Origin of the sequence: Methylophilus luteus (genome assembly GCF_042676265.1) — a bacterium.
In the GTDB taxonomy this organism is placed as follows: domain Bacteria; phylum Pseudomonadota; class Gammaproteobacteria; order Burkholderiales; family Methylophilaceae; genus Methylophilus; species Methylophilus luteus.
In genome coordinates this window covers 797,402-815,112 of sequence record NZ_JBHTKB010000001.1, presented here as the reverse complement: position 1 = coordinate 815,112, position 17,711 = coordinate 797,402, and the positions used below count along the sequence as shown (strand labels likewise).

Below are 17,711 nucleotides of genomic sequence, written 5' to 3'. Positions count from 1 at the left end.
CCCTTTTTTCACATCATTCGAAAGTGGCGTTGCTATTTAATAATGCCGTTATATACCGATAAATAGTAAAAAAATCCAAGGTAAGCGGGTTTTGGAAAATAGAAAAAAAGGAGTGACAACATGTTGTCAGGAAAATTGAGTGTGTTTAGTCGTCTCAATCTCTCGTCTCAGTTAGGCTTGTTGCTGGCAGTTTCCGGTGCAGGTGTCGCCAGCAGTTTTATTCACGCTGGCTTAGGCGTGGGCTTGCTGGTCTGTGCTACAGGGCTGGGTGCCTTGTTGCTTTACAGCGCTAAAAGTCAGCTCGGAGGCCAGGCCGGTGAGGCTGCAGCTGTCGCAAACAGTCTCGCCAATGGTGAGTTTGGCGATGGCGACCATGCAGCGAGCGCAGAAGATATCAATGTGCTGGATGCATTGCAGCAAGCCAAGACGACATTGGCCAAACTGAGCCAGCAAATCACTTATATCACTGCAGAACATGCCAGTGGCAATTTTAAAGCCAGCCTAGATCTGAGCCAGTTTCATGGCGAATATCGCCAGATGGCTGCCGATATCAACCAGACCCTGGCTTTACCTGCCGGTTTTCTGCACAAAACAGGCGACGCGATGCTGGCATTGGGCCAGGGTGATTTCACTGCCCAGTTAGCGCCATTGCCAGGTGAGCTTGCCGTGCTGAACCAGCACTTTGATGGCCTGAAAAGCAATGTCACGGCCCTGATCTCAGATTTAACCGCTATGAGCAGCGCACATGCGCAGGGCGAGGACGAAACCTTGCTGGCAGTCGCCAAATTTGATGGTGATTTTAAACAGGTCGCGCAAAGCATCAATAGCATGGTGTCAGCTTATATCGCCGATACCGGTAAATTCATCGCCGTGATGGACAGCATAGGTCGCGGCGACCTCACTGCCCAGCTGGAACCGCTGCCAGGCAAAAAAGCCGCCATGAACAAGAGTGTGGACCGCATACGCGGCAACCTTAAGGGTATTGTGGACTCTGTGAACTGGGTCAATAACGAGCACGAACAGGGCAATATCGATATGACCCTGCGTGCCGATATGTTTAAAGGCCAATTCTCGGTACTGGCAGACTCTATCAATAAAATCGTTGCCGGCCATATTGAATTGAATCAAAAAGCCATGGCATGCGTCAAAGCGTTTGGTGATGGTAATTTCGATGCGCCTTTGGAGCAGTTCCCTGGCCAGAAAGCCGAAATCAACCAGATCATAGAGAAAGTTCGTAGCAACCTGAAAGCATTGAATCATGATGCAGAGTTGCTGGCCGAATCAGCGAAACAGGGCCGCGTCACGGTACGTGCCGATGCCAGCCGCCACCCAGGCGATTACCGCCGTATTGTGGAAGGCATGAATAACACGCTGGATATGATAGTGGAACCGGTACTGACGGTGAAAGCCGCAGCAGAATCTATCAATATCGCAGCCAAAGAGATCGCCCAGGGCAACGCGGATTTAAGCCGCAGGACCGAAGATCAGGCAGCGAATCTTGAAAAAACAGCTTCCAGCATGGAAGAGCTATCTTCAACCGTCAAACAGAACGCAGAAAACGCAAAACAGGCTAATGAACTGGCAGCGCAGGCTTCGCAAGTGGCAGTCAAAGGTGGCGATGTGGTCAATGCCGTGGTGCATACCATGAGCGACATCAATGAAAGTGCACGCAAGATCGAAGACATTATTTCTGTCATCGACAGCATTGCTTTCCAGACCAATATCCTGGCGCTGAATGCCGCGGTTGAAGCCGCCCGTGCCGGTGAGCAGGGCAGGGGTTTTGCCGTGGTGGCTTCCGAGGTGGGTAACCTGGCACAGCGCTCTTCAGTTGCGGCGCGCGAAATTAAAGAATTGATCAATGACTCGGTCAACAAGACTGCAGAAGGTAGCCGCCAGGTGGAAGAAGCCGGCAAAACCATGCATGAGATTGTGAGCTCGGTCAAACGTGTCAGCATCATTATTGGCGAGATCGCCTCGGCTTCTAATGAGCAGAGTGCCGGTATCGCGCTGGTCAATGACGCCGTGATCCGTATGGATGATGTGACACAACAGAACACCGCCTTGGTTGAAGAGGCCGCTGCGGCTGCCGAATCACTGATGGATCACTCCAATGAGCTGGCAACAGCAGTGAGTGTATTCATCGTCGAAGGCAACGCGAAGCAAACGCGTCACGGGAATGCAGGCTGGTCGGAAGATTTCCGGCAAGTCAGTAATGGATAGGGCACGCTGTAAGCCCTTTATAAAGTAGTACTTTTAATTAACAGGAGCATAAAAATGGCAGTGATTGATCGAGTATTGATTGGTGAAGGTTTGGTCATCGAGGACCGTCCGGAAGGCGGCCTGGATCTGAAGAACGTGGCTCACATCGACTTAATTTTAGGACCACGCGGTAGCGCTGCAGAAGACGCATTTTGTCGTACGCTCACCGACCAAAAACAAGGGGTAAACGGTTTATTGGCGATTGCAGCGCCAAACATGATGGTAAAACCAAACACTGTGATGTTTAACAAAGTGACGATCAAAGATGGCCGTCAGGCGACTCAGATGTTTGGCCCGGCACAACGTGGCGTAGCCATGGCAGTGATGGATTGCGTAGCTGATGGCACTATCCCGCTGGAAGAAGCCGATGACGTATTTATTTGCGTAGGCGTATTTATCGACAGTAAAGCCGATATGGATGACCGTATCCAGGACTGGAACTACCGCGCGACAAAAATCGCACTGAAAGCCGCGATCAACCGCGAGCCTAAAGCGGCTGATGTAGTGAAACAATACAAAGAGGCATTGCACCCGTTTGCAGCACAAACACCAGAAGCACAAAACCGTCGTGCTGATGACACCGCTGCTGCTTTGGCAATCACACAAATGCAAGAGCGCAGCAAGTATGCACGCACCAGTGCTGAAGCAAAAGCGCGTGAAGAAAAGCAGATCGAATTAGCGATCGGCCAGATGAAAGAGCGCATCAACACCACCAAGGCTTAATTTAAGTCTGACTTAAATTAATGGCAACCCAACGGATTTGCATAGGATAACGAAGTGACTGCCTTGAAGAAACAAGAACAAGAAGAGCGCGAGTTTTTGTTTACGCGCGATGATTTCGTCAGAATCAAAAGTCTGATCTATCGCCATGCAGGCATTTCATTGTCCGATGCAAAGACGGATATGGTGTACAGCCGGATAGGCCGGCGTTTACGTGCACTCGATATGCAAAGTTTCAAGCTGTATCTGGATAAGCTTGAACAAAACCAGAGTTCGGACGAGTGGCAGGCATTTACCAATGCGTTGACCACCAACCTGACTTCTTTTTTCAGGGAAGAGCATCATTTCCCCATACTGGCAGAGCATCTGACCAGGCTTGCTGCTTTAAACCGGCAGGCAAAACCTATCCGTATCTGGTGTTCTGCGGCTTCGACCGGCGAAGAGCCTTATTCGATCGCCATCACCGCGTGTGAGGCATTCAATTCGCTCAAACCCCCGGTAGAAATCATCGCCACTGATATCGATACCAATGTATTAGCGACTGCGAGTGCGGGTGTATACCCTATAGACCGCATCAAGAAAATGGACGAATCCCGGTTGCGCAAGTTCTTTGAAAAAGGCACTGCCAAGCATGAGGGATTAGTCAGGGTAAAAAAATCAGTACGCGACCTGATTCACTTTCACCAGCTCAACCTGCTGGATCAGCAATGGCCGTTTCGTGAGGCCTATGATGTGATCTTCTGTCGTAATGTCATGATTTATTTTGATAAACCCACCCAAAGCAAGATCATAGAAAAATTCATCACGCTGATGAATGATGACAGCTTGTTGCTGGCCGGGCATTCAGAGAACTTCCTCTATGTCTCCAACCAGCTGCAATTGCTGGGTAAAACCGTCTACAAACTAAAAACTAACGGCGCGGCTCGTTCCAGCCTGTTAATGAATCGGAAATAGCCATGAGTGTTTCACAAGAAGACATTGCAAACACCCTCTACTTTGACAGAACATTTAATTGCGAAGCGGCCAAGATCTCTCCTGGAGAGTATTACTATACCGATAAGGATATGCTGATCGTCACTGTGCTCGGCTCATGTGTGTCTGCCTGTATCCGCGATACCAAGTCTGGCATAGGTGGCATGAACCACTTTATGTTGCCTGAGAGTGGCAGTGCCGATAGGGATAGCCCGGTTTCAGAATCTATGCGCTATGGCACTTATGCCATGGAAGTACTGATCAACCAGCTGCTGAGAAATGGTGCCAGGCGCGAGAACCTCGAAGCCAAGATCTTTGGCGGCGGCAATGTATTGCGCAGTTTCACCACCAATAACGTTGGTGATCGCAATGCCGAGTTCGTTAAAAAATACCTCAAGGATGAAGGTATTCGGGTGACCGGGGAAGACCTGCTGGATATTTATCCGCGTAAAGTCTATTACTTTCCCAAAACCGGCAAGGTGCTGGTAAAAAAACTGAAACAACTGAACAACTACACTTTGGTCAAACGCGAGCAGGCTTACTCCAGCAAGCTGAAAACCAACGATGTGGGTGGCGATATCGATTTGTTTTGATAATAATAATTATAAAAAGGAAATCACATGAAAACGAAAGTATTAGTCATTGATGATTCGGCGCTGATACGCAGCCTGTTGACCGAGTTGATCAACGATACCAAAGACCTGGAAGTCGTTGGTGCCGCACCCGACCCACTGGTGGCGCGAGAAATGATCAAGCAATTGAACCCGGATGTGCTGACGCTGGATGTGGAAATGCCGAGGATGGATGGGCTGGATTTCCTGGAAAAACTCATGCGCCTGCGGCCTATGCCGGTATTGATGGTTTCTACGCTGACAGAAAAAGGCTCTGAGATCACTTTGCGGGCGCTGGAGCTGGGCGCTACCGATTTTGTGACCAAACCTAAAATGGGCATCACCCAGGGCATGCAGCAATATGCCGATGAGATCACCGATAAGATACGCACTGCGGCCAAGGCCAAAGTCAGCACTTTGCAAAGCATAGCCAAAGCATCAGCGGTTGGTGGCCAGGTGCAGAATGCCATCCGTAACCCGTTGATCAGTAGTGAGAAATTATTGATCATAGGCGCTTCTACCGGTGGTACCGAAGCGATCAAAGCGTTCCTGACGCAAATGCCTTCAGATTGCCCCGGTGTATTGATCACCCAGCATATGCCGGCAGGCTTTACCAAATCGTTTGCCACCCGTCTGGACAGCCTGTGCAAGATCTCGGTCAAGGAAGCGGTAGATGGCGAACGCATATTGCCCGGCCATGCCTATATTGCGCCGGGTGACCAGCATTTGCTGCTGGCCAGAAGCGGTGCCAACTATGTCACCCGCTTGTCAGACAGCGAGCCGGTCAATAGACACAAGCCTTCTGTGGATGTATTGTTTGACTCTGCGGCGGTGCATGCCGGTAAAAACGCCATAGGCATCATACTGACCGGCATGGGTAAAGATGGTGCGGTCGGCATGCTGCGTATGAAAGAAGCCGGCGCCCACAACTTTGCACAGAATGAAGAGAGCTGTGTGGTTTATGGCATGCCGCGTGAAGCGGTAGCGCATGGTGGTGTGCATGAGGTTGCTCACCTGAAAGACCTGCCCAGGATGGTGTTGCATCACCTGGCAACCAATAGTGAACGCGCCATGCGTGTTTAAATCCTCAAAGAACAAACAGGCAATTCAGCGCTTTATTGGCGCAAGCATTGACAGCATATGGGTTGATAATGCTAACTGTAAAATATGTCACTAATGATAGCGGAGTAACAAATGGGCAATCCGAATACTAAATTTCTGGTGGTTGATGATTTTTCCACCATGCGCAGAATTGTGCGTAACCTGCTTAAAGAGCTGGGCTACAACAATGTGGAGGAGGCCGAAGACGGCGCTGATGCATTGAGCAAGCTGCGCAGTGGTGATTTCGAATTTGTCGTGTCTGACTGGAATATGCCAAATATGGATGGTCTGACCATGCTGCAGAATATCCGTGCAGATGCCAAACTATCCAAATTGCCAGTATTGATGGTGACGGCCGAAGCAAAAAAAGAAAACATCATCGCTGCCGCGCAAGCAAAAGCTAACGGCTACGTGGTGAAACCGTTTACTGCCGCCACGCTGGAAGAAAAGTTATCTAAAATCTTTGAGAAACTGGAAAAAGGCGAGGCGTAATCATGACCGAAGCTGTCAATCCGAAGCAAGACAACGCCATGGTAGATATGGCTTCTGCCTTGATGCACAATCTGAACGATAACCAACAAGAAGATATGATCAGCCGGATTGGCCATATGACACGCACGCTGCACGACAGCCTGAGTGCATTAGGTTACGACAAAGTGCTGGAACAAGTCGCGCAGGAGATCCCTGATGCGCGTGACCGTTTGAATTATGTCGCCAAAATGACTGAGCAGGCAGCAGAGCGGGTATTGAATGCCACTGATCTGGCGACGCCTTTGCAGTCTGAGCTGGCGGATAAGGCCAGTGAGTTAAAAGCGCGCTGGCAGGATGTGATGGCGAAATCGGCGCTCAAATCCGAATACGACTCTGTGGTGCAAGACACGCTCGAATACCTGTCACTGGCAGATAAGAATACTGCAACCACCAAGTCGCTGTTGATGGATATCATGATGGCGCAGGATTTCCAGGACCTGACCGGACAAGTGATCAAAAAAATCACAACACTGGTGCAAGAGCTGGAAAGACAACTGGTGCAGGTGTTGGTGGATTTTTCACCAGGCGCGAAAAAAGAAGAGTCTACAAACTCGTTGCTGAATGGGCCGCAGATAGACCCGCACAACACTGTGGATGTGGTTTCTAACCAGGAGCAGGTAGATGACCTGCTGGATAGTTTAGGCTTTTAACAGCTGCATCTGTTCCAATAAAAAAGGGCCTGACGGCCCTTTTTGCTTATGCATAACCCACCCTATCTTCAGCGGGCAGGGCGGCCAGCTCTTCATCGGTATATACACGGCCGCGCGTGATAAAAGCAAAGCCACTGCCACAGTCTAATGAAAACGAGCCACTGGAACCGGGCACGGCATCCAGTATGGTATGCGTGTTCGCCATAAAGCTGAAATGGCTGTCACCCATGTAAAACACCGCGCCTGCTAGCACCCCTAATTTGACATCTGACGGACTGGGCCTGAACTCGGCTGCAGGCATGCACATGGGGCCACTGCCTTCACAGCAGCCGCCAGATTGCAGGAACACGATAGGGCCGTGCTGCGCTGTCAGCTGTTCTATCAATGTGATCGCACTGGGTGTTGCAGAAAGTCTTTCCGCCATGGTTTTGCCCTCAATATTTATCTTATAGACAAAAAAGGGGCGAAAGATTCGCCCCCTTTTTTTGCAACTACCTAAATCAGGTTGCAACTACATTTAATCAGCTCAAGCCAGACCCTGAGTTTAGAAGAAACCCAGTTTTTTCGGGCTGTAGCTGACCAGCAGGTTTTTAGTTTGCTGGTAGTGGTCCAGCATCATTTTGTGCGTTTCACGGCCTATGCCAGACTCTTTATAGCCACCGAAAGCGGCATGAGCAGGGTAGGCATGGTAACAGTTGGTCCAGACACGGCCAGCTTTGATGCCGCGGCCCATACGATAAGCACGGCTGCCGTCGCGTGACCAGACACCAGAACCCAGGCCAAAGATGGTGTCATTGGCTATGCTCAGCGCTTCTGCTTCATCTTTAAAGGTAGTCACTGCCAGTACCGGTCCAAAAATCTCTTCCTGGAAGATACGCATCTTGTTGTGGCCTTTGAACAGCGTAGGCTTCACATAATAACCCTCGGCCAGATCGCCGCCCAGCACATTACGCTCACCGCCGCACAGCAGCTGCGCACCTTCCTGTTGACCAATATCCATATAAGACAGGATCTTGTTGATCTGGTCTTGTGAGGCTTGCGCACCTATCATGGTGTTAGGGTCCAGCGGGTTGCCTTGCTTGATTGCGGCGACACGTGGCAACACGCGCTCCATGAATTTGTCGTAAATGGATTCCTGGATCAGGGCGCGTGACGGACAGGTACAGACTTCACCCTGGTTAAAGGCAAACAGCACCAGGCCTTCCACTGCCTTGTCGAGAAAGTCATCGTCGGCAGACATGATGTCTTCAAAGAAGATGTTAGGTGATTTGCCACCGAGTTCCAGCGTTGCCGGGATCAGGTTGTTGGCTGCCGCCTGCGCAATAAAACGGCCAGTGGCGGTCGACCCGGTAAAGGCGATCTTGTTAATACGCTTGCTGTTAGACAGCGGGGCGCCAACTTCACGGCCATAGCCGTTGACGATGTTCATCACGCCAGGCGGGATCAGGTCGCCTATCACTTCCATCAGTATCAGGATACTGATAGGCGTGAATTCGGCTGGTTTCATCACCACACAGTTACCGGCTGCCACTGCTGGCGCCAGTTTCCAGGCTGCCATCAGAATAGGGAAGTTCCACGGAATGATCTGCCCGACCACACCCAGCGGTTCGTGAAAGTGGTAAGCCACGGTATTCTCGTCCAACTCACTCAGACTGCCTTCCTGCGCACGCAACGCACCGGCAAAATATCTGAAATGGTCAGCAGCCAACGGAATATCGGCATTCAATGTTTCGCGGATAGGTTTACCGTTATCGACTGTTTCAGCAGTCGCGATCAACTCCAGGTTCTGTTCGATACGGTCTGCAATCTTCAACAGCAGATTAGAACGCTCCGCCGCAGAAGTTTTCGCCCATTTATCGGTTGCGGCATGCGCGGCATCCAGCGCCAGCTCCACATCCTCAGCACTGGAGCGGGCAGCCTGCGTATAAGGCTTACCAGTAATGGGGGAAATCACATCAAAATACTCACCCTTCACCGGTGCAACCCATTTGCCACCGATAAAGTTGTCATATTTTGCCTTGTAAGGGACTTTTACCCCCATGGCTTTCAATAGATCCAAACTCATAATCACTCCTGTACTTTTTGTATAGATGTTATAGCAGAACTGCTCTCCAAACCGCCGTATTGAACCCCATATCCGATCATGGCCCAATAACCTGATAAATCATCTGCCAAGCCGCTTAAAATAAGGCTTTTTAAGATGATTAACGGGATAAACATTAACCCTTAAAACCTACAAAATCAAGCGTTTTTGCTGTGTTTTTGCTGATTTATAAGATAACTGAGTTAGTCCATTTAATCCTGAAAAGTTCAATCTCATAGCCGTGGCGCGCGGGTGCTAAAACGCGTGATTTTGTAATCTGCCGATTCCGCCATAAATCATTTGGCGCGAAATTGGGAATCAGCTATAATCGCGCCTTCTTTCGGAGAGATGGATGAGCGGTTTAAGTCACCACCCTGGAAAGGTGGCATAGGGGCAACTCTATCGAGGGTTCGAATCCCTCTCTCTCCGCCAGCAGTAAAGTAAAGCCTGTTTTCTGTGACTAATTAAAAGTACAGAACGCGGGCTTTTTCTTTTTTGTCTTACGTTGGCGTGGTGTTCCTTAATACTCTGGATTAATCGATATCTGGAGAGAAAAGAGCGTACTTAATGTGCTGCTTGTAGCAATTGCGCTGTAGGTCATTCCTGAGCTTCACTTGATTGCCATTGTCATCGCACGAACAACTTCAAAAACATACCAGTAGTTAACACCATCCAGACACCGATAGTCATAGATAGAAATATTATGAGCCTATCTAGCTTTGGTATTGCGGCATCCTCAATGTATGAATATGAGTCAGGACTATGTGAAACCTCTTGCTTGTAAACCTTATGCTTAATGATGAAGTAAAAAGAAAGCACGATTAAGTATGCCGGGATATAAAGCATATATGACTGAATCAAAACAAGATCAGCTTTTCTTAACAGTATGTTGGCTATCAAAGTAATGATCACTGTAAGAATTGAGAATTTAGCCTCATTGCTCTTCCTTAGTATTCCATCCATATTGTAAGACATCGCTTCCCTTTAGTAGCCGTTATCATGCGCATATTACACGCTCTGAAAACGACTGGCACTCGCTATGGCAAGGCCTGTGCCTGCATCTGATAATGCGCTGTAGTTTTTTTTGACCATCACTTAAGGCATAGTCAATGAGGAGGGGGGTTAAGAGTCCTAACTGTGCGAGTTGGGAGGGCTTAATATTCTGTATTGTAGAGTTCTGGTATTAAGCTGTTACTATCCTCTAAGTATCTAAAAGCAATGAGGGAGTGGTCATGAGATTTGTTTTGTATACAAGCGCCTTAAACCAAGATGGTTATGACGTGATGGAAGTGTCGAGCATCATCAAAACCTCGCGCGCTAAAAACATTAAGAATGAGGTTTCAGGAGTATTGTTATTTGATGGCATGAGTTTCACTCAATACTTTGAAGGTGAAGCAGACGTAGTAGACACCTTGCTAGCAAATATTCTACGAGATGTCCGTCACAAAAACATCGAGGTGATACTCAACGGCAGCCACGCAGACAGGCTATATAAAAGCTGGGGTATGGGCTACATTGATACTAGCCACCAAGAAATTGATATTGAAAAATGTATTGCATCAGCAGACTTCTCAGCCATGTCCTTCAAGCAAAGTATCAGCCGGCTGCATGTTGATTGATTAGGATATCTATATCTCCACGAAAATTTGCGGTGAAATTTAGGGCTTAGTCCCTTTTACTGATGACTTCGCTTACTGCATGACTCACCTTTTCAATGTAAGGTTTGTCAGTCTCAACCAATACTTCATGCTCACCAGACTTCATTGTAAGAATCACTGCATATTGAGTTTGTTTCATAATTCGGTAGGTAAGTATTGCACCGGAAGTGATTAACAAGCTACCTAGATAAACTCCTCTATGTTCTTCATATAGTGTAACTATGATTACCAGTCCTAATAGGATTATGTACACGCTAAACTCCAGTCCCTTCTTGTGTTTAACTTCTCCAGCACGAACCGATGTTACCTCACTCAACGGATACGTTTTATTGCCGACTGTTAGCTCGTCACTACTGACAATTAATTTTCCATTATTGAAATAGTTTTGTTCTTCTACTATTTGCATATTTACCTTGCGTCGCTTCGCATAACTAAACACTTAAATACATGCAACAGTCTTGTTGTAGTTATATTCATAGTCTGAGCTAATCAAGTGTAATAGAAGGTGAGCCCAATCGCACAAAGCGTGATCAGCAATAATACACACCACTCGAGCTGGGCTTGAGTAAGGGGCGGCTGAAAGTATCTCTTTATCTTACTATCAGGTGGCAGGGATTTTAAAAGGCGGTTCGCCAGCAAGGTTAAGGCGATAATGATGAGCAGTCCTGCAGTTTCTAAAGCCAGCATGGCTATGGACTGAAAACGCAGCATAAAACACCTCAACAAAATAAGGTTGTATGGTAAAGGGATTAGAAAGGATTGCCTATCGCCTTACACTGAGAACGCCATTGTTGGAAGAATAGCTGTCTATAGCCTTCCCTATAAACTAAATTCTTATCTGTGCACTAGTCTACAAGCCCGTTGCATTATTTCTATATTTATGGAAATATAGAATGCATGGATATCAAATCAGCAGTGACACAACTCTCATCTATCGCTCAAGAAGCACGCCTGGAGATATTCCGCTTGTTAGTTCAAGCGGGCATTGAAGGGTTGCCGGCCGGAAGCATAGGAGAAAAACTCAAAATACCGCCCAGCACGCTTTCGTTTCACCTTAAAGAGTTGAGCAACGCCGGACTGATCGACTCGCGCCAGGTCAGCAGGTTCATTTACTACTCGGCAAACTATACGGCGATGAATGGCTTGCTGGCATACCTGACTGAAAATTGCTGTGCGGGTATCACTGAATGCTGCCCTGATATGGCTAGCTGCAACCCTGAGAAAGGTTGTCAATAATGAAACGTATGCATTTGCATGTCTCAGTCGATGACATCGCACAAAGTGTGGGCTTTTATAACAAGCTGTTTGGTGCGTCTCCGACAGTCTCTAAGCCTGACTATGCCAAGTGGATGTTAGATGACCCATTGGTCAACTTTGCTATCAGCAAGCGCGGCGCTAAAGTTGGCTTAGACCACATTGGGATTCAGGTTGAGAATGAGTCTGAGCTTGAGGAAATCAAGCAGCGTTTAGAAAAGGCAGAACTGAGTCTGATCACTGAAGAGGGTGCCACCTGCTGCTATGCAAAGTCAGACAAGCATTGGGTACAAGACCCTTCAGGCATCGCCTGGGAAACCTATCGCACGTTAGGCAACGCACCGACATTCAGTGGCCAAGAATCACCTGAGGCTGACGCGGCTTGTTGCATTCCTGCTGCTGAAAAGATTGAGATTGCTACTAGAAAGAAGTGTTGCTAAATGAATGTCATCACACAACCTAGCCCGATCAGGAGCTTTGAACGTAATTTGACATGGTGGGTGCTAGGTTGCATTGTGGTCGGTATTGCCTTAGGCCAGGCTTTCCCTGGTGCCTTTCAAGCCATAGGCGGCCTCAAGATTGCTGAAGTGAATCTCCCTGTCGCTGTGCTGATCTGGCTGATGATCATCCCCATGTTGCTCAAGATCGACTTCAGGACCATGGGCGATGTGTTGGCGCACAGCAAAGGCATAGGCGTGACCTTATTTATCAACTGGATAGTAAAGCCGTTTTCTATGGCCTTGCTGGCATGGCTGTTCATTCGTCACTTATTTGCTGGCTTGTTACCGGCAGAGCAGATAGACAGCTATATTGCCGGCCTGATACTGCTGGCTGCTGCCCCATGCACGGCCATGGTGTTTGTCTGGAGTGGCTTATGTGGTGGTGAGCCCAAGTTCACGCTGTCTCAGGTGGCACTCAATGATGCCATTATGCTGTTTGCCTTTGCGCCGCTGGTAGCGTTGTTATTGGGGCTGTCTAGCATAGTCGTACCGTGGGATACGCTGTGGTTGTCTCTGTTATTGTTCATAGTCGTGCCAGTGGTCATCAGTCAATTGATACGCGAGGTCTTTCTGGCTGGTCGGCAGAAATCACTTGATGCATTGCTTAAGCGCATTCAACCCGTTTCCCTGTCTGCATTGCTTGCGACCCTGGTGTTGCTGTTTGGCTTTCAGGGCCGTCAGATCATGGCACAGCCATTTATCATTGCCTTGCTGGCTGTGCCTATCATCATTCAGGTGTATTTCAATTCCATGCTGGCTTACTGGCTGAATAAAAAGCTCAAAGTGGCTCACAGTGTCGCAGCGCCGTCTGCCCTGATCGGTGCTTCAAACTTCTTTGAGCTGGCTGTAGCAACCGCCATCGCTCTGTTCGGCTTTAACTCAGGCGCAGCGCTAGCTACCGTTGTCGGTGTGCTGATCGAAGTGCCTGTCATGCTGTCAGTCGTCGCCATCGTTAATCGTAGCCGTGGCTGGTACGAAAGCGCTTAACAATAGAAAGTGATCAATGAACATCCTGTTTTTATGTACAGGTAACTCCTGCCGCTCCATTCTGGCCGAAGCTACATTCAACGCATTAGCGCCACAAGGCATGCAAGCAATGAGTGCCGGCAGTCAGCCGACTGGTGAAGTGCACCCGCGTTCTATCGCGTTATTGAAATGTGAGGGCATAGCTACAGACGGTTATTACAGCAAGTCATGGGATAATCTGCCAGTGACGCCCGACATCGTCATCACCGTATGCGGCAATGCCGCGGGTGAGACTTGCCCAGCTTACCTTGGCAACGTGCTAAGAGCACATTGGGGCGTTGATGACCCCGCCAAGGCAACGGGCACAGCGTCTGAAATAGACGCTGCATTCTTCAAAGCATATTCGACACTGCGCAAGCGTATTGAGGCGTTCTTAAAGTTAGATGCTGAGTCTATTGCTGATAAAAACAAACTGCAGAAAGAGTTGCAGGTGATTGCGGATTCCATCATTTGAGAAAGCCAAATAGGTTTTTCATTGCTATCTACTTCACGTTACTTCCATAAGGGCCAATGATCTTAATATCACTCATTGGCAACCATCCCATAAAATCGTCACCATTCTTTGCGATGTACATTACATAAGCCCAATCATGGCCTTTGTTTAAACCATAGACTGTAAAGTAGCTGCTTTGAGCCACATTAGCGTTTTTCAATTTACAGTTTCGATTTGGCGCGCTATACAAAAAAGCAGTTGTGTTCCCAAGCAGTTGAGCTTCAAAGGAGGGGCGTAGCGTAAGTTCTTCATGCTGAGCAGAGCACATAGACCTATCACTTAGTCTTTTCTCTAGCTCCATAGTCCGTTTAAGTGCCTGCTGTTCATTACATGAAGCGGCCATCTCGGCCTGAGTGGCGCGTCCACTTGGGTGATCCCTCAAGAAACGCTCGCAGTAGGCTGTAGATGACTCTACCCATTTTCGTTGAGAGATGATTAGCTGTTTCCTTTCCTTGCTTGCGGTATTATTGAGCAATTTTTCATAAGCTTTATCTAAATGAATGTTAGCCTGATTCGCTCGATATTGAGCATGTTCAGCCTCACAGAATTCATTACCATAGACTGCTATGCTTTCTTGAGCACATGTCCAAGTTTCTGCATGCGTTAAAGTCGCTAATAGACTTAAAACTATAGCTATGTAGCAGTGACCTACCAAGTTCATTTAAAGCCTTTTCGCAAAGCTAAAGCCCAATTTAAAATACTCAGCACATTTTCCAATGTCGTCTCCGGGTTTTGACGTGTTAAAGAGGACTTTTAATCACAACCAATGCAATGCCGTGATGAATAAGCAATAGTGTAAGAGCTGAGAAAAAGAGCGCCTGGTGATTCTAACTATCACTTCATATGCACCAAGTCTTTTCGGTACTTCTTGTTCACCCACCAGCCAGCCGCACCTAACAGCGCGCCTAAAGTCACCAGGAATACATATATGGGAGGGAAAGGCAGCAGTGATGAGGTGCAGATAAGTAATAGACCGGCAGCCAGGATAAATAACTTGCCATGACTGTTACGCTTCAGCAGCAGCCTGATGGCTGCAATATACAGACTCAGGCTGCCGATCATCCAGAATAGAAACGGGAACAAGGCAAGGGCCCCGGTGCTAGAGAGCAGGTAAATGGTATGCGCGTATTGCAGATTGAGGACAAATTGAATGAGGATAAACACAAGCATGATATTTTTTATAGTATCGATTTTCATTATTTTTCTTTAGTGTGATTTTATTAGGTTTGCTTATGAAAACGATTCTACTATGCCGGCATAATTAAAGTATAGCCAGGCTATTGTTTGCGTTTTAATGAAGGTTTATGACCTAAGAATAAAAGAGCAGGGCAGGTAGCCCTATAGCCAGCAATAAAAAAACACCCGGATGGGTGTTTTATGGGTTTTCACGGTTTAAGCTGCATGCCGTATCAAGGTTTTTTTTTCTCCGCTGTATTTTTCACAGTGTCTGCAGGCGCTGCTTTTTTGCTTCCCACGCTAATATCCTTCTTCATATTGTTGAGGGTTGCCTGACCTATCCCGGGCACCTGATCCAGCTCTTCCACTGTTTTAAAACCGCCATTCTTTTTCCTGTATTCAATTATGGCCTGGGCTTTGGATGGGCCTATGCCATTCAGGGTCTCGAGTTCTGCCTGGTTGGCGGTATTGATATCTACGACGGCATAAGCGGCTGGGGATAAAAACAATAATACTAAATAGACTAATAAAGCGTGTCTCATAGCTTCTCCTTGTCATTGAATGAAAAAAGCAGGCTGAATACTCAGCCTGCTTTTATTCTATCCAGCAGTCGCCAGCTGTTACTGGCAGTGGCTTTTATTTTATTAATAAATGTTAAATATTTTTAATAATTGTGTTTAAAGCAACAATCGGATCAGCTGCCTGCGTGATCGGGCGGCCTATAACCAAGTAGTGGGAGCCAAGGGCGATGGCATCTTTAGGCGTGACTATGCGGGTCTGGTCATCCTGGCTGGCATCTGCCGGACGTATGCCCGGGGTGACCAGGCAAAAGTCAGGGCCCAGTGTCTGTTTGAGCATGGCTGCTTCTTGTGCTGAACAGACGACGCCGTGTAAGCCGGCTTGTTGCGTCAGGCTAGCCAGTGCTAATACATGCTCGCTTAAAGAGCGCTGTATGCCTAGGGTATGCAGGGTGGGCTCATCCATGCTGGTCAGCACTGTGACCGCGATCAGCAGCGGGGCCTGGCTGCCAAAAGCTTTATCCAGGCCTTCACGCGCAGCTTGCATCATGGGCATGCCACCGCTGGCGTGTACATTCAGCATCCAAACGCCGAGGTTTGCCGCTGCCTGGCATGCCTTGGCCACGGTGTTGGGAATATCGTGGAATTTGAGGTCAAGAAACACATCGTATTGCTGTTTGACCAGCGATTCGACAAATGCCGGTCCGGCTGCGGTGAATAGCTCCTTGCCGACTTTTAATTTGCACAGCGCCGGGTCCAGTCTGGCAACCAGTGCTTGTGCAGAGGCGGCGTCGGCGTAGTCCAGGGCAACAATGATTTTGCTATCAGTCATGTGTGATCAGTAGGGGGAAATGAACGAACGGTTATTTGCGTTTAAGCAATTTGATATCACGGATAGTCGCTTCTGTCGGCTCGGCAGGCAGCGACTCCCAGGCATTACAGGCCGGGCATTGCCAGTGGTATTGCTTGGCGCGGAAACCGCACTGGTCGCAGTAATAGGCGGCACGGTCACCGATGGCGTTACGCACGGTTTGCTGCATCAGCTGTAAATCATGTTGTTCGTCTTCGAGCATGGCGCGCGCTTGCAGTAACTGGTCCAGCGATTTCAAACTGGGTTTGCGTATCAGCTCATTACGCGCCAGTTTGGCGGCAGTATCGGCACCTTCTGCTTGCAAAGTGGCTTCGTATAACACCGACATCATGCTGCTCAGCTGGTAGGATTCAAGATAATGACTCAACTGGTCCAGGCCTTCCTTCAGGCCTTTGGACATATTGCCCGCAATCAGCCCATCACCTTCATGCAACGCGGCATAGCTTTTAAGCATTTTCTGCGCGACCAGGCCCAGGTATTCCGGGTCCTGCATTTCTATTCTTTTCCAGAAAGAGATGGCTGCGGCATGGTCTTCCTGCTGCGCTGCCATATCCCCCAATAGCACATTGGCGCGGACACAGTTTTTGTTGGCATCCAGGGCCTGGGCCAGGTGGCCTTTGGCGTTCTGCCAGTCTTGCTGGATGATGGCGTTGACGGCCAGTTCACAGTAATACTGGGCGATTTCCTTGCGGTAAGAGATGCCGGAGGAACCTTCCAGCTCAATGGCGATGGTGATCGCTTGCGACCATTCGCGCTCTTTTACATATATTTCAAGCAAATGGCGTAATGCTGCTTGTTCATAGCGCGTGTGACGCAGTGCCAGAAACAGTTCTTCTGCGCGATCATACAGCCCGGCTTTAAAATAATCTTGTGCCAGCTCGACTTTGATCGAAGTCGATTGTTGTTCAGTCAGCTCATAGTTTTCCAGCAGATTCATGTGCAGGTGGATAGCGCGGTCGGTTTCACCAGTGCGGCGGAACAGGCTGCCCAACACAAAATGCAATTCCAGGGAGTCTTTATTCAGGTAGAGCGCTTCACTGAATGCATCTACCGCCTTGTGGTACTGGTCGGCGATCAGCAGGTTCAGGCCTTTAAAATAAGTGGCGGGCAGCGAGGTCGATTCTGCAATCAATTGCTTGATATCCACACGGGCGGCGATCCAGCCCAGCGTGAAAAACAGTGGCAGGATCAATAGCCACCAATATTCAAATTCAACCAGCATACAAGGTCTCTTTTTTAGATAGCGCCTATTTTACCTTAAGCGCCTGTGGCATTGTCATGAATATAG

20 protein-coding genes and 1 tRNA gene are annotated in these 17,711 nt (G+C 48.4%); 13 read left to right on the top strand and 8 right to left on the bottom strand.

Annotation, left to right across the window (positions count from 1 at the left end; translation table 11 throughout):
* Nucleotides 1-120 precede the first annotated feature (120 nt).
* The 7 genes from ACFQ1Z_RS03655 to cheZ all read left to right on the top strand — a co-directional run bounded on the left by ACFQ1Z_RS03655 (nucleotide 121) and on the right by cheZ (nucleotide 6,844).
* Nucleotides 121-2,220, top strand: a complete 2,100-nt coding sequence (locus ACFQ1Z_RS03655) for a methyl-accepting chemotaxis protein (protein ID WP_379055749.1) — start codon at nucleotides 121-123, stop codon at nucleotides 2,218-2,220.
* Nucleotides 2,221-2,274: 54 nt separating this feature from the next.
* A complete protein-coding gene (gene fae, locus ACFQ1Z_RS03650) occupies nucleotides 2,275-2,982 on the top strand; it encodes a formaldehyde-activating enzyme (protein ID WP_379055747.1) in 708 nt (235 codons plus the stop codon).
* A gap of 54 nt (nucleotides 2,983-3,036) precedes the next feature.
* Nucleotides 3,037-3,933, top strand: coding sequence for a CheR family methyltransferase (locus tag ACFQ1Z_RS03645; protein WP_379055745.1), 897 nt, complete (start codon nucleotides 3,037-3,039; stop codon nucleotides 3,931-3,933).
* Nucleotides 3,934-3,935: 2 nt separating this feature from the next.
* On the top strand, nucleotides 3,936-4,544 hold the full coding sequence (gene cheD, locus ACFQ1Z_RS03640) for a chemoreceptor glutamine deamidase CheD (protein WP_379055743.1): 609 nt from the start codon (nucleotides 3,936-3,938) through the stop codon (nucleotides 4,542-4,544).
* Nucleotides 4,545-4,571: 27 nt separating this feature from the next.
* Nucleotides 4,572-5,645 (top strand): protein-glutamate methylesterase/protein-glutamine glutaminase, encoded by a 1,074-nt coding sequence (locus ACFQ1Z_RS03635; RefSeq protein WP_379055741.1) that lies wholly within the window; start codon nucleotides 4,572-4,574, stop codon nucleotides 5,643-5,645.
* Nucleotides 5,646-5,756: 111 nt separating this feature from the next.
* Nucleotides 5,757-6,155, top strand: coding sequence for a chemotaxis response regulator CheY (cheY, locus tag ACFQ1Z_RS03630; protein WP_055831421.1), 399 nt, complete (start codon nucleotides 5,757-5,759; stop codon nucleotides 6,153-6,155).
* A gap of 2 nt (nucleotides 6,156-6,157) precedes the next feature.
* A complete protein-coding gene (gene cheZ, locus ACFQ1Z_RS03625) occupies nucleotides 6,158-6,844 on the top strand; it encodes a protein phosphatase CheZ (RefSeq protein WP_379055739.1) in 687 nt (228 codons plus the stop codon).
* A 46-nt stretch (nucleotides 6,845-6,890) separates the two neighbouring features.
* On the opposite strand, the gene ACFQ1Z_RS03620 is transcribed toward cheZ, so the two are convergent.
* Entirely contained in the window at nucleotides 6,891-7,268 is a 378-nt protein-coding gene (locus ACFQ1Z_RS03620; RefSeq protein WP_379055737.1) for a DUF779 domain-containing protein, read from the bottom strand.
* Nucleotides 7,269-7,388: 120 nt separating this feature from the next.
* Nucleotides 7,389-8,909, bottom strand: a complete 1,521-nt coding sequence (exaC, locus tag ACFQ1Z_RS03615; RefSeq protein ID WP_379055735.1) for an acetaldehyde dehydrogenase ExaC — start codon at nucleotides 8,907-8,909, stop codon at nucleotides 7,389-7,391.
* Between the two features lie 360 nt (nucleotides 8,910-9,269).
* On the opposite strand from exaC, the gene ACFQ1Z_RS03610 reads away from it, so the two are divergent.
* Both ACFQ1Z_RS03610 and ACFQ1Z_RS03605 read left to right on the top strand, forming a co-directional pair.
* A tRNA-Ser gene (locus ACFQ1Z_RS03610) sits at nucleotides 9,270-9,359 on the top strand.
* An 800-nt stretch (nucleotides 9,360-10,159) separates the two neighbouring features.
* Nucleotides 10,160-10,546 (top strand): BLUF domain-containing protein, encoded by a 387-nt coding sequence (locus tag ACFQ1Z_RS03605; RefSeq protein ID WP_379055733.1) that lies wholly within the window; start codon nucleotides 10,160-10,162, stop codon nucleotides 10,544-10,546.
* 46 nt (nucleotides 10,547-10,592) lie between these two features.
* On the opposite strand, the gene ACFQ1Z_RS03600 is transcribed toward ACFQ1Z_RS03605, so the two are convergent.
* Nucleotides 10,593-10,991, bottom strand: a complete 399-nt coding sequence (locus ACFQ1Z_RS03600; protein WP_379055731.1) for a DUF6232 family protein — start codon at nucleotides 10,989-10,991, stop codon at nucleotides 10,593-10,595.
* A 491-nt stretch (nucleotides 10,992-11,482) separates the two neighbouring features.
* Between ACFQ1Z_RS03600 and ACFQ1Z_RS03595 the strand changes: the two genes are divergently transcribed.
* From ACFQ1Z_RS03595 to ACFQ1Z_RS03580, 4 genes are read left to right on the top strand one after another with little or no spacing between them, the layout of a single operon-like run.
* A complete protein-coding gene (locus ACFQ1Z_RS03595; protein WP_379055729.1) occupies nucleotides 11,483-11,821 on the top strand; it encodes an ArsR/SmtB family transcription factor in 339 nt (112 codons plus the stop codon).
* Nucleotides 11,821-12,279 (top strand): ArsI/CadI family heavy metal resistance metalloenzyme, encoded by a 459-nt coding sequence (locus tag ACFQ1Z_RS03590; protein WP_379055727.1) that lies wholly within the window; start codon nucleotides 11,821-11,823, stop codon nucleotides 12,277-12,279. Before ACFQ1Z_RS03595 ends, ACFQ1Z_RS03590 begins: the two co-directional genes overlap by 1 nt.
* Nucleotides 12,280-13,326 carry an ACR3 family arsenite efflux transporter gene (arsB, locus tag ACFQ1Z_RS03585; protein ID WP_379055725.1) on the top strand — a complete coding sequence of 349 codons (1,047 nt, stop codon included), beginning with the start codon at nucleotides 12,280-12,282 and terminating at the stop codon, nucleotides 13,324-13,326.
* A 16-nt stretch (nucleotides 13,327-13,342) separates the two neighbouring features.
* A complete protein-coding gene (locus ACFQ1Z_RS03580) occupies nucleotides 13,343-13,819 on the top strand; it encodes an arsenate reductase ArsC (protein WP_379055723.1) in 477 nt (158 codons plus the stop codon).
* Nucleotides 13,820-13,847: 28 nt separating this feature from the next.
* Here the strand turns inward: ACFQ1Z_RS03580 and ACFQ1Z_RS03575 are convergent, their stop codons facing one another.
* From ACFQ1Z_RS03575 to lapB, 5 genes are all read right to left on the bottom strand, one after another.
* Nucleotides 13,848-14,519 carry a lysozyme inhibitor LprI family protein gene (locus ACFQ1Z_RS03575; RefSeq protein WP_379055721.1) on the bottom strand — a complete coding sequence of 224 codons (672 nt, stop codon included), beginning with the start codon at nucleotides 14,517-14,519 and terminating at the stop codon, nucleotides 13,848-13,850.
* 173 nt (nucleotides 14,520-14,692) lie between these two features.
* Nucleotides 14,693-15,055, bottom strand: a complete 363-nt coding sequence (locus tag ACFQ1Z_RS03570) for a hypothetical protein (protein WP_379055719.1) — start codon at nucleotides 15,053-15,055, stop codon at nucleotides 14,693-14,695.
* Between the two features lie 212 nt (nucleotides 15,056-15,267).
* A complete protein-coding gene (locus ACFQ1Z_RS03565) occupies nucleotides 15,268-15,576 on the bottom strand; it encodes a ComEA family DNA-binding protein (protein WP_379055717.1) in 309 nt (102 codons plus the stop codon).
* Nucleotides 15,577-15,688: 112 nt separating this feature from the next.
* Nucleotides 15,689-16,384, bottom strand: coding sequence for an orotidine-5'-phosphate decarboxylase (pyrF, locus tag ACFQ1Z_RS03560; protein WP_379055715.1), 696 nt, complete (start codon nucleotides 16,382-16,384; stop codon nucleotides 15,689-15,691).
* A 31-nt stretch (nucleotides 16,385-16,415) separates the two neighbouring features.
* Entirely contained in the window at nucleotides 16,416-17,645 is a 1,230-nt protein-coding gene (gene lapB / locus ACFQ1Z_RS03555; RefSeq protein ID WP_379055713.1) for a lipopolysaccharide assembly protein LapB, read from the bottom strand.
* Nucleotides 17,646-17,711: the final 66 nt, after the last annotated feature.

Coding starts and splice junctions, on each gene's coding strand:
- ACFQ1Z_RS03565 (WP_379055717.1), bottom strand. CDS start 15,576: ATGAGACACGCTTTATTAGTCTATTTAGTATTATTGTTTTTATCCCCA.
- ACFQ1Z_RS03605 (WP_379055733.1), top strand. CDS start 10,160: ATGAGATTTGTTTTGTATACAAGCGCCTTAAACCAAGATGGTTATGAC.
- ACFQ1Z_RS03575 (WP_379055721.1), bottom strand. CDS start 14,519: ATGAACTTGGTAGGTCACTGCTACATAGCTATAGTTTTAAGTCTATTA.
- ACFQ1Z_RS03620 (WP_379055737.1), bottom strand. CDS start 7,268: ATGGCGGAAAGACTTTCTGCAACACCCAGTGCGATCACATTGATAGAA.
- ACFQ1Z_RS03590 (WP_379055727.1), top strand. CDS start 11,821: ATGAAACGTATGCATTTGCATGTCTCAGTCGATGACATCGCACAAAGT.
- cheY (WP_055831421.1), top strand. CDS start 5,757: ATGGGCAATCCGAATACTAAATTTCTGGTGGTTGATGATTTTTCCACC.
- cheZ (WP_379055739.1), top strand. CDS start 6,158: ATGACCGAAGCTGTCAATCCGAAGCAAGACAACGCCATGGTAGATATG.
- ACFQ1Z_RS03580 (WP_379055723.1), top strand. CDS start 13,343: ATGAACATCCTGTTTTTATGTACAGGTAACTCCTGCCGCTCCATTCTG.
- exaC (WP_379055735.1), bottom strand. CDS start 8,909: ATGAGTTTGGATCTATTGAAAGCCATGGGGGTAAAAGTCCCTTACAAG.
- ACFQ1Z_RS03635 (WP_379055741.1), top strand. CDS start 4,572: ATGAAAACGAAAGTATTAGTCATTGATGATTCGGCGCTGATACGCAGC.
- fae (WP_379055747.1), top strand. CDS start 2,275: ATGGCAGTGATTGATCGAGTATTGATTGGTGAAGGTTTGGTCATCGAG.
- arsB (WP_379055725.1), top strand. CDS start 12,280: ATGAATGTCATCACACAACCTAGCCCGATCAGGAGCTTTGAACGTAAT.
- ACFQ1Z_RS03600 (WP_379055731.1), bottom strand. CDS start 10,991: ATGCAAATAGTAGAAGAACAAAACTATTTCAATAATGGAAAATTAATT.
- pyrF (WP_379055715.1), bottom strand. CDS start 16,384: ATGACTGATAGCAAAATCATTGTTGCCCTGGACTACGCCGACGCCGCC.
- cheD (WP_379055743.1), top strand. CDS start 3,936: ATGAGTGTTTCACAAGAAGACATTGCAAACACCCTCTACTTTGACAGA.
- ACFQ1Z_RS03595 (WP_379055729.1), top strand. CDS start 11,483: ATGGATATCAAATCAGCAGTGACACAACTCTCATCTATCGCTCAAGAA.
- lapB (WP_379055713.1), bottom strand. CDS start 17,645: ATGCTGGTTGAATTTGAATATTGGTGGCTATTGATCCTGCCACTGTTT.
- ACFQ1Z_RS03570 (WP_379055719.1), bottom strand. CDS start 15,055: ATGAAAATCGATACTATAAAAAATATCATGCTTGTGTTTATCCTCATT.
- ACFQ1Z_RS03655 (WP_379055749.1), top strand. CDS start 121: ATGTTGTCAGGAAAATTGAGTGTGTTTAGTCGTCTCAATCTCTCGTCT.